The sequence below is a fragment of the uncultured Aquabacterium sp. genome (assembly GCF_913773725.1).
Lineage (GTDB): Bacteria > Pseudomonadota > Gammaproteobacteria > Burkholderiales > Burkholderiaceae_C > Aquabacterium.
The window spans coordinates 1-9556 of sequence record NZ_CAJYGK010000158.1 but is presented as its reverse complement, the minus strand read 5'-3'; the positions used below and the strand labels follow the sequence as shown (position 1 = coordinate 9556).

Below are 9556 nucleotides of genomic sequence, written 5' to 3'. Positions count from 1 at the left end.
TGCCCCTGGTCGCCAAGGACATCGGCGCCAACGAAACCACCTACACCACCCTGCTGGCCTCCATGGGCGCGGGGGCCGTGCTCGCCGCCATGGCCCTGCCCCGCCTCCCGGCACTGGCGGCGCGCAACCGGATCATCGATGGGGGCGTGTGGCTGCACGCGCTGGCCACGCTGGGCGCAGTTTGGGCGCCCAGCGCGTGGACGCTCGCGCCAGCGCTCGCCCTGTCCGGTGCGGTCTGGCTGTGTGTGGCCAACACGCTCACCATGTGCGCGCAATTGGCATTGCCGGCCACCTTGCGCGCAAGGGGCATGGCGATCTACCAGATGAGCATCATGGGCGGCAGCGCGGCGGGGGCCATTCTGTGGGGCACCATCGCGGAACGCACCTCGGTGGGTGCATCCCTGGCGGCATCGGCGATTGCCAGCCTGCTGCTACTGCTGTGGACCCGTGGCGCCAGCCTGGAAGAGCGCGCCCGTCACTGAGCTTGCGGCCCCAGGGTGCCAGCAGTCACGCCGTCCTTGAATGCAAACACCTCGACGCCGACCGCTTCGCAGTCGGGGTAGACATCGGGTTTCTCGGTCGAGACGCGTGCTGCCAGTACCTGGGGATGCGCGAGCAGCGCGCGCAGCAGATCATCCGCCAGCGTCTCCTGAAGCTGGATATGCCCGCGGCCCACGCGCTCCCGAACCGCCTCACGCACGAAATCGTAGTCCACGACCTCCCCCAGATCGTCATCCACCGGTGTGCTGCACGCCAGGGGAACGTACAGATCCACATTGATACGCACACGCTGCGGATGACCCTGCTCGAAGGCATGCGCCCCGATGTTGATGTCCACCACATGGTTGCGCAGGAAAAGGCGGCGACACCGCGCCAATGCAGGAGTCAGAAGGGTGTTGGACATTTCAGCGGGCTCCCATCTCGCGTGCCAGGAACATCACGTCGCGCGGCTGGCGAGTCAGGTGCTGGCCTCCATCGACAAGGATGGTGGAGCCTGTCGAAGCCGGGAATGTCAGCAGGAAGCGGACCGCGTCGGCGATATCCTCCGGCGGGGAGCTTCGCCCCAGCGGATTGAGCCGTTGGCCCAACTCGAACTCCCGCTCGTTCATCGGCCCGGACAGCAGGGCGAGCCCCGGGGCCACACCTCCTACGCGCAAGCGCGGCGCCATGGCCATGGCCAACATTTTTGTGGCTGCTTCCAGCGCCGCCTTGGACAGGGTGTAGGAAAAATAGTCAGGGTTCGGGTTCCACAGCTTCTGGTCGAGCAGATTCACCACGCACCCTGTCCTCCCGGTATCCAGCAGATGCTGGTACAAGGCCTGCGCCAGCAAGATGGCGGGCGCGGTGTTGGCCTTCCAGTGAAGCTCCATCGCCGCCAATCCGCAGGTCTCGGCGTTGTCGTACTCGAAAACGGACGCATTGTTCACCACGGCATCGATGCGGCCGAATCGCCTCACCACCTCGGGCACCAGCGCTCGGCAACCGGTCTCATCGCTCAAGTCGGCGTAGAGCGCTTCCGCTTGTCCTTCACTGCGGCGCAGTTCCCTGAGCGTGTCCTGAGCTTCCTCCGACGAGTGCCGGTAGGTGATCGCCACGTTCCATCCAGCCGCAGCCAGATCAAGCGCGATCACGCGTCCAATGCGGCGAGCACCGCCGGTAACAAGCACGACAGAACGGGACATCGGTTCAGGCTCTCAATAAAAAATACCAGGCAGAAAAGCGGCGGGCCGCCGTACCGCGGCTCAGCGATCCAGCGCCAAGGCCCGGCGCCGCGCAGGGCGATCGGCGCGGGCCAGATAGGCCTCGATGACCGGGCAGCCGCCCAGCAGCGGGCGCGCAGTCTCGAACAAGCTCATGAACAGGATGTCCGCAGCGGTGAAACGCTGCCCGAGCAGGTAGGGGCCGCGTGACAGCGTGTGCCGGATGTGCTGCATCATTGATTGATTCAGGCCGCGCATCGCCGGATCCTGCGCCAGCAGGCCCTTCCCCTCCATGTAGACCAGGGGTTCGGTCAAACCCACCTGATAGAAGAGCCAGGTGAGATAGGCTCCACGCAACGCATGCCCCGCCGGCACGCCGACCTCGGCCTCGGGATGCAGATCGGTCAGGTAAAGCGCAATGGCAGCCGTCTCGGATACCAAGTGGCCATCGTGCTCCAGCGCGGGCGTGAACCCATGCGGGTGCGGATTGCGCGGATCGGCTTCACTGCCATCGTTGCGCGGGTATTTCACCACCACGACCTCCCGTTCCATGCCCAATTCCTCCAGCAGCCACAGAATGCGCGCCGAATTGGAGCCGGGTGCGTGATACAGCTTCAGCATCATGTGTCCTTGTAGCGAGATAGGCGATGTGATCGACGCCCGTGCAAAACCGCGTCATCGTTCTTTGTCAGTCGTGCCTGGCCTGGGTCGGCAACCCAAAAGCAGCCCAGGCACCCGCGGAGAGCGCCGCACCGGTCATCCAGAACACCGGGGCAACACCCAACGCGGCGCCGGCGGCGCCAAAACCCAAGGGCATCACCAAGGTGGAGAAATGGATGACGGTGGACCGCAGGCCAAGGGCCTCGCCTTGGCGCTCCGGCGGTGCAAAGGTGTGCAGGCTGGACATGACAGCGGGCTGGATGGCCCCCAGTCCCAGGCCTATGGTGCCGGCGCAAGCCGCCATGGCCCACGTGCTGTCCAACCAGGGATAGAGCAGGAAAACCGATGCCGTCAAGGTCAGCGCACCGGTCATCACCCACCGGGGCTGGAGACGCTCCGCCAAAAAGGGGATCGCCAGCCGCACGGCCGCTGAGGTGACGGCGTAGCTGGCCAGCACCGTGCCGATGGCCGATGCGCTCAAGCCCCGCTCGTGGCCCAGGATCGGCAACGCAAAAGCGTGGGCATCCCAGCAGGCGGCAATCAGCCAATTGATGAAGAACAGTCGCCGAAGATCGCGGTCGCCCAGCAGGTCCCAAGCCTTCGGGGGAGTATCGGTCCGTTTCGCGGGCGCCCGAGGCGCCTCGGCAGGGACTCGGGTGGTGGCGAGCAGCGTCCCCAGAGGCAGCAGAGCCAGTCCGACGAAAGCCGCGCGATAGCTCACATGGTCGATCAGCATGCCCGCCAGGACCGGGCCGATGAAAGTCGCGATGGACGGCGCGAGTGCCACCCAGCTGAAGATCCGCAGGCGTTCCGCCTCGCCCCGGGCCAGCCGGCCTGCCGTGCGCTGCAGTGAAATCATGCCCACCGCAGAGCCCGCCCCCACCAGGGCCGCGGCGCCTCCCAGAGCCCAGACATGGGACGCCGAAGCGGCAAGACCGGCCCCCGCCAGCGCCAGCAAGGCACCAATGCGCGTTCCCAGGTGGTACCCCCGACGATCCACCAGGCGCCCGGCAGGAATGGCGAGCACAAAGGGGAAGGCGGCAAACAGCGCCATCAACAACCCGATCACGGCAGGGCCCCGCGATTCGCTCACCGCCAACAAGGGGACGGTCATGCGCATGCCGTTGAGGCAGCCATGCAATCCGACCTGCGCGGCGACCAGCGTCAGCAGCGTCCATCCGAAACTGAAACGCCCGCTGCGTGCCATGGAATCAACCGAGGGCATCCTTGATGGCCGCGATCAGCCTTGCATCATCGGGTGCCACGTCGGGAGCGAAACGGGCCACCACGGCCCCATCACGGCCAATCAGGAATTTCTCGAAGTTCCACATCACATCGGTATCTGCCTTGGGCAGCAGTTGATGCTTGGACAAGGTGTCGCGCAGCCGTGGATCGCCGGACGCGACGGCATGAGGCTGCGCAGCGATCAGGGCGGCATAGAGCGGGTGTCTGGGCTCACTGTTGATCCGCAATTTGGTGAAAAGCGGAAAGCTCACGCGGTAGTTGGTGTCGCAGAAGTCGCGGATCTCGTCCTCGCTTCCCGGCTCCTGGCCCGCAAAATCGTTGCACGGAAATCCCAGCACGTGCAGGCCACGGTCGCGAAAGCGGTCGTACAGGGACTGCAGGCCGGCGTACTGCGGGGTCAGCCCGCATTGGGAAGCCACGTTGACAACCAGCATCACCTGTCCCTTGAAGGGGGCAAGGCTCGTATCGGAGCCGTTCAGGGCCTGAAGGGGAATGTCGAAGATCGATGTGCTCACGGTGATACCTCCTGGTAGGCTTGTTGAACCAAAGTCATGCGGCCGCCCGCCAGCATCAAAGCGCAGAACATCTGCAGTTCAACGGTCTCGGCGGTCGAAAAGTGCTCGGCCAGCGCTGCGAAATGCCCTTCTCCAACGGCATGCGCATCGGCTGCGAACAGCTCGGCATACGCCAGCGCGGCCCGCTCGGCGGGCGAAAAGTGGGCGCTGCCGATCTGCTGGCAATTGAGGGCTTCCAGGTCTTGCACGTCCACGCGGTCGCTCTTGCGCGCCAACTGGCAGGCTTGGCACTGCGTGATGCTGGCGATGCGCAGCCGCACCAGTTCCCGCAGCCGCCCGTCCAGCACGCCGTGGTTGTAGAACTGGTCCAGCAGCGCCAGCCATGCCAGCGCGGCCTGTGGCCGATGGGCCCAGACCTGCACCGGCACGGTGGAACTGAGCATGCGTGTCTCGACGCCCCGCCGCATGGCCTCGTCCAGCGGCGCCGGAAAATCGGCCAGCGGCACCAGCGGCAGGCGCGCCACGGTCACAGCCGCTCGATGAGGGTGGCGGTCCCCATGCCGCCGGCGCAGCAGATCGCCTGCAGCGCATAACGTCCGCCCCGGCGCTCCAGCTCGTGCAGCATCGACGTCATGATGCGCGCTCCGCTCGCCCCCAAGGGGTGCCCCAGCGCGATGGCGCCGCCGTTGACGTTCAAACGCTCGGAAGACACGCCCAGCTCTTTCATCCAGACCAGGGGAACCGAGGCAAACGCCTCGTTGATCTCGAAGAGGTCGATGTCGTCCAGTGTGAGCCCCGCCTGCGCCAGCACTTTGCGGGTGGCCGCGACCGGCCCGGTAAGCATCAGCGTGGGATCGGAGCCCACCGTGGTCATGGCGAGAATGCGCGCGCGGGGCTTGAGGCCCAGCGATCGGGCCTTGACCGAAGACATCAGCAGCAAACCCGCCGCCCCATCCGAGATCTGCGAAGAGTTCCCGGCAGTCAGGCGACCGTCCGCGCGGAAGCTGGTTTTGAGGGTCGCCAGCTTCTCGACGGCCGTACCGGGACGGATCGTTTCGTCTGCGGAGAACAAGTGCGCCTCGCCCTCTGCGCCCTTCTCGCGCACCTGCATAACGGGCACCGGCACGATTTCTTTCTCGAAATGGCCGGCAGAGGCAGCCGCGCAAGCGCGCCGATGGCTTTCCGCGGCGAACGCATCGAGGTCTTCCCGGCCCAGCTCCCACTGGTCGCACAAGCGCTCGGCCGCTTCACCCTGGCTCGTCATTTCGTAGCGCTCGGCGACCATCCAGCCAAAGGCCTCCCCATGGATGCTGCGGTTGCTGCCCATGGGCACCCGGCTCATGTTCTCGGCACCGCCGGCCACGACCACCTCGGCCGACCCGAACGCAATCAGGCCCGCAGCCACGTGCACGGCCTCTTCACCCGAACCGCATTTGCGGTCGATCGTCAGGCCAGGAATCGTGCAGGGCCAGCCGGCCCCCAGCAGTGAAGTGCGCGCGATATTGGCCGACTGCTCACCGACCTGGGTGACGCAGCCGAAGATGACATCGTCCACCAATTCCGGCTCAAGCCCCGAACGGGTAATGAGCTCGTCCAGGACGACGGCACCCAGGTGATCGGCGCGCACGGGCGCCAGGCTGCCTTTGAATTTTCCGACGGGCGTGCGAACCGCCCCGACGATCACCACATCCGGGCGGCTCACAGAACGCTCGCTTTCAGGCCGGAGCCAGGAATACGCTGGCCTTTTTCGTCGTACTGGTACACGCCCGCGCCGGTCTTGCGCCCATGGCGGCCGGAGGCCACCATCTTGATGATCAGAGGGCAGGGACGGAACTTGTCGCCCAGCGTCGAGTGCAGGTAACGAAGCACCGACAGCCGGGTATCCCATCCGGTCAGGTCTCCGAGTTCGAGGGGCCCCATCGGATGGTTGAAGCCCATGCGCAGCGCCGTGTCGATGTCCTCGGCAGTGGCCACGCCCTCCTGCAGCATCCACATCGCTTCGTTGCCCAGCATGGCCGACATCCGGCTGGTGGTCAGGCCCGGGGACTCGTTGACGATGATCGACGTCTTGCCCAGCGCGTCGCTGTATTCGCGGGTTCTGGCCACGGTCTCGTCGCTGGTGGCGATGCCGCGCACCAGCTCGACCAGCTTCATTTTGTGCACCGGATTGAAGAAGTGCATGCCCACCACCCGTTCAGGCTGGGGCACGGCCGTGGCGATCTCGGTCACGCTCAGCGCGGAGGTGTTCGTGGCGATGATGGCGTCGGGCAGCATGTGGGCGGCGGCCGTGGCCACCACCTGCTTCTTCACCGCGATGTTCTCGGTGACGGTCTCGACCAGCAGTGCGGCCCCCGCGGATGCGGCAGCGAGATCGGCTTGCGTCGTGAGCCTGGATTTCGCCGCCTCGGCCACCGCCGCATCGAGCTTGCCGAGGCGAACCCCGTCGTCCAGGATCTTGGCCACGGCGGAGAGTGCCTTGGCGGCCGCAGCCTCGTTGCTGTCCACCAGCACGGTGACGAAGCCGGAGCTGGCGAAGGCATGGGCGATGCCGGTTCCCATCAGGCCGCCACCGGCGACGACCACCTTGTTTTGCGTAATGCTCATGTACTGTCTCCCTGATTGCTTATTGGGCTGTCGTGACGATGTTGCGCAACAGACCGATGCCGGGAATCTCGGCCTCGACCACGTCACCGGGCTTGAGAAACTTGCCGGAACCCTGCCCCGTGCCGGCCGGCGAGCCGGTGAACATGACATCGCCGCTCTCGAAACGCGAGCGCTCGTCCACGAACTTCACCAGTTCCGCGACATCCCAGGTCATCTCAGCCGTGTCGCCGTCCTGGCGAATTTCCCCATTCACGCGCAGCAGCAGGCGCAGCGACAGCTTTCCCTCGCGCGCAAACTCATCGCGCGTCACGATCCACGGGCCGAGGCCCGTGGTCTGGTCACCGCTCTTGGCCGCAAATAGATCCATTCCGACACCGGGCGGTCCGCTGCGCTGCAGATCGCGCGAGCTCACGTCGTTGCCCACGGTGTATCCCAGCACGCTGGAGATGGGGTCATCGCGGTTGACCGTGTCGCCGATCACGGCCACCAGTTCCACCTCGTGATCCAGCTCCTGCGTCAGGGGCGGGTAGCGCAATGCGTCGTTCGCCCCGATGAGCGCGCCATGGGCCTTCAGGAAGGCGATAGGCTGGCTGTGGCTCTTGATGCCGAAGTCGGCCGCGAGGTGCTTGGCGTAGTTGGCCCCAGCGACCACCACCCGGTTGGTCTTCTCGATGGGTGGCAGAAGCCGCACCGAGTCGAGCGCGCGCACGGCGCCACGGAAGCGCAGCGCAGCCTCCCCCTCGCCGCGCGTGATAGCCGGGCCCCAATCGGAGACCCCGCCCTCGATCGGGCGCAGTTCGTCGCGTTCGGTATCGACCAGCGCCCAGAACGGGGCACCGCCATCGGTGCAGCGTGCGAGCTTCATGCGGCGACTCTGGCAGCAGGTTGGACGGCGGGCTTGCCCAGCTTGGCAGGATCCAGGTGCAGCAGCTCGCACGCATTCTTCCAGCGAATCTTCTGCAGATCGTCGTCCGACAGGCGCAGGCCATCGGTCAGGTCGTGGCGAACGGCATCGCTGCCGCCGAAGTTGCTGCCATACAGAACGCGATCGGCACCAATGATGTCAACCAGTGCCTGGCGCATCGGCACCTCGTGCAATTCGACGTCGAACCAGAAGTTCTTCAGATACTCCTCGACCGGCTTCTTGTTGAACGCCACGTCGAGATTGCGGTTGGTCTGGGCCAGACGGCCGAGCTGGTACGGGATGTACCCGCCGCCATGGGTGATGTAGACCTTGAGATTGGGGAAGCGATCCAGAACGCCGCCATTGATAAGGTACCAGAAGAATCGCGTCTCGTCGTAGTTCATGCCGACGATGGCCGTGGTTTCGTACTGGTCATGGTCGGCCTGCATGCCCCAGGTGACCGATTGGTTGTAGCCGTGGATGAAGATCGGCAGATCGAGGTCGCACATCGTTTTCCAGACGACGTCGAGCTGCGGCGAATCCGCCTCCAGCCCGCCGAAGTTCGCGCCGCCGGCCACCAGGCCCTTCGCGCCGAGTTCGGTGCAGGCGCGGCGGATTTCCTTGGCTGCGTCGTGCGGCGCATTCAGCGGCGCATGGGCCCAGAACATCAGGCGATCCGGCGCGGCCGAGCAGTAGTCGGCCAGGATGTCGTTGACCTTGGTGGCGAAGCGCACCGAGAACTCGGGGTCGGCCCAGTACATGTAGCAGTGCGAAGGCACCGACAGCACCTGCGCATTCTGCCCTGCGGCATCCATGCCATTGAGGCGGTTCTTCGGATCCGCCCAACGGGCCATGTATTCCTCGACGCTCGGTCCCTTCCCGGCACGAACCGCTGCCTTGCGTTCGGGCGAGCCCAGGCGCAGCACCCAATGGCCAACGCGAAGCTTGACGTCGCCATCCGGGTGCCGCTCAAAGAACGGCCCCCAAAACGGATGCTGGTTGTAGTACCCCGGTAGCGGGGCATGGGCGTGGAGGTCGATCAGCATGGTGATTCTTTCAGGTTCGGGCACGGCCCCAAGGGCCGGTGCAGATGTCGTTCGCGTGCTACTGAAGCAGTGACAGCCGCCAGAAATCCGGCATGCGTTTGCACTGCGTCAATGCGATATTAATCAAAAACAGCGATTCTGTTCAAGTTATCGGAAACACTGAGGCGACGACACAGCCGCTACAGACACCCTGAAGACTGTCTTGCATGGAGCTCTTTATGTACAAACACCTGCTCGTCGCCCTGGACGACACCCCGCTGGGAATGGCAACCGTCACCCATTCGGTCAGCTTTGCGCGGGCCCTGGGGGCTCGGATCACCTTTTTCCACGCGGCCCCCGATCTGGCCGCCACCGGCGAAGGCTCCATGCTGCATTCGCTCGACCGCCAAGCCTTCACCGCCGAAAGCGACATGCCCCGACATGCGGTGCTGCTCAAGGCGGCCACGGCCGCGAGGATCGGCGGCGTCGAATGCTCGACGGATGCGCTCGTCAGCGACCATCCGGCCCAGGCCATTGTCGAAGCGGCGCAGCGGCATGCCTGCGATTTGCTCTTCGTGAGTTCCCACGGCCGCGTGCCTGGCTTGCGGGGTTGGCTGCACAGCAGCGTGACCCGCCAGCTGCTGCAAATCGCCAACCTTCCCGTGCATGTGGCCAGCATCGAGTCGAATGACGAGCAGGCCGACGCGAACCGCGCGCTCGCCATCGTGGCGGGAGAACATCGTTCCATCGCTGCGGTACTCACCGGCCTCCGCGAATTGGATCGCGCACGGCGTATCGATGGCACGATTCCCGACGTGGCGCTGATGCGGCAAATGGCCGACTACCTGCGCCAGTTTCCGGCGAGGCTGCACCATCCCAAGGAAGAGGCATTCATCTTCCGCC

The 9556-nt window shown here is 65.4% G+C and carries 12 protein-coding genes; 2 read left to right on the top strand and 10 right to left on the bottom strand.

The window, feature by feature from the left end; all coding sequences use genetic code 11:
• Nucleotides 1-482 (top strand): MFS transporter (locus tag QZ709_RS19375; protein WP_294639180.1); only part of this gene is annotated, 482 nt, incomplete at its 5' end.
• Here QZ709_RS19375 and QZ709_RS19370 read toward each other — a convergent pair.
• The 10 genes from QZ709_RS19370 to QZ709_RS19325 form a co-directional block, all read right to left on the bottom strand.
• The gene (locus QZ709_RS19370; protein WP_060987166.1) at nt 476-904 is read right to left on the bottom strand and encodes a dihydroneopterin aldolase; all 429 of its coding nucleotides are present in this window, start codon (nt 902-904) and stop codon (nt 476-478) included. The genes QZ709_RS19375 and QZ709_RS19370 overlap by 7 nt on opposite strands.
• A gap of 1 nt (nt 905) precedes the next feature.
• Complete coding sequence (locus QZ709_RS19365) at nt 906-1682, bottom strand: SDR family oxidoreductase (protein ID WP_060987167.1); 777 nt, start codon at nt 1680-1682, stop codon at nt 906-908.
• A 60-nt stretch (nt 1683-1742) separates the two neighbouring features.
• On the bottom strand, nt 1743-2324 hold the full coding sequence (locus QZ709_RS19360; protein WP_082753520.1) for a glutathione S-transferase family protein: 582 nt from the start codon (nt 2322-2324) through the stop codon (nt 1743-1745).
• A gap of 64 nt (nt 2325-2388) precedes the next feature.
• A complete protein-coding gene (locus tag QZ709_RS19355) occupies nt 2389-3567 on the bottom strand; it encodes an MFS transporter (protein ID WP_121508678.1) in 1179 nt (392 codons plus the stop codon).
• Between the two features lie 4 nt (nt 3568-3571).
• Nucleotides 3572-4120 carry a glutathione peroxidase gene (locus tag QZ709_RS19350; RefSeq protein ID WP_121506353.1) on the bottom strand — a complete coding sequence of 183 codons (549 nt, stop codon included), beginning with the start codon at nt 4118-4120 and terminating at the stop codon, nt 3572-3574.
• Nucleotides 4117-4650: a carboxymuconolactone decarboxylase family protein gene (locus QZ709_RS19345; RefSeq protein ID WP_294639179.1), complete on the bottom strand. Its 534-nt coding sequence runs from the start codon at nt 4648-4650 to the stop codon at nt 4117-4119. Before QZ709_RS19345 ends, QZ709_RS19350 begins: the two co-directional genes overlap by 4 nt.
• The gene (locus QZ709_RS19340) at nt 4647-5822 is read right to left on the bottom strand and encodes a thiolase family protein (RefSeq protein WP_121506352.1); all 1176 of its coding nucleotides are present in this window, start codon (nt 5820-5822) and stop codon (nt 4647-4649) included. The genes QZ709_RS19345 and QZ709_RS19340 overlap by 4 nt, the downstream gene beginning before the upstream one ends.
• Nucleotides 5819-6724 carry a 3-hydroxyacyl-CoA dehydrogenase gene (locus QZ709_RS19335; protein WP_119014729.1) on the bottom strand — a complete coding sequence of 302 codons (906 nt, stop codon included), beginning with the start codon at nt 6722-6724 and terminating at the stop codon, nt 5819-5821. The genes QZ709_RS19340 and QZ709_RS19335 overlap by 4 nt, the downstream gene beginning before the upstream one ends.
• 19 nt (nt 6725-6743) lie before the next feature.
• The gene (locus QZ709_RS19330) at nt 6744-7589 is read right to left on the bottom strand and encodes a fumarylacetoacetate hydrolase family protein (RefSeq protein WP_060987171.1); all 846 of its coding nucleotides are present in this window, start codon (nt 7587-7589) and stop codon (nt 6744-6746) included.
• Nucleotides 7586-8674 (bottom strand): amidohydrolase family protein, encoded by a 1089-nt coding sequence (locus QZ709_RS19325; RefSeq protein ID WP_119014728.1) that lies wholly within the window; start codon nt 8672-8674, stop codon nt 7586-7588. The genes QZ709_RS19330 and QZ709_RS19325 overlap by 4 nt, the downstream gene beginning before the upstream one ends.
• A gap of 218 nt (nt 8675-8892) precedes the next feature.
• Between QZ709_RS19325 and QZ709_RS19320 the strand changes: the two genes are divergently transcribed.
• On the top strand, nt 8893-9556 hold a 664-nt coding region (locus QZ709_RS19320), incomplete at its 3' end, for a universal stress protein (RefSeq protein WP_294639178.1).

What these genes read in the sequence shown, in the direction of transcription:
- QZ709_RS19370 (WP_060987166.1), bottom strand. Translation starts at nt 904, where the DNA reads ATGTCCAACACCCTTCTGACTCCTGCATTGGCGCGGTGTCGCCGCCTT.
- QZ709_RS19365 (WP_060987167.1), bottom strand. Translation starts at nt 1,682, where the DNA reads ATGTCCCGTTCTGTCGTGCTTGTTACCGGCGGTGCTCGCCGCATTGGA.
- QZ709_RS19360 (WP_082753520.1), bottom strand. Translation starts at nt 2,324, where the DNA reads ATGATGCTGAAGCTGTATCACGCACCCGGCTCCAATTCGGCGCGCATT.
- QZ709_RS19355 (WP_121508678.1), bottom strand. Translation starts at nt 3,567, where the DNA reads ATGGCACGCAGCGGGCGTTTCAGTTTCGGATGGACGCTGCTGACGCTG.
- QZ709_RS19335 (WP_119014729.1), bottom strand. Translation starts at nt 6,724, where the DNA reads ATGAGCATTACGCAAAACAAGGTGGTCGTCGCCGGTGGCGGCCTGATG.
- QZ709_RS19330 (WP_060987171.1), bottom strand. Translation starts at nt 7,589, where the DNA reads ATGAAGCTCGCACGCTGCACCGATGGCGGTGCCCCGTTCTGGGCGCTG.
- QZ709_RS19325 (WP_119014728.1), bottom strand. Translation starts at nt 8,674, where the DNA reads ATGCTGATCGACCTCCACGCCCATGCCCCGCTACCGGGGTACTACAAC.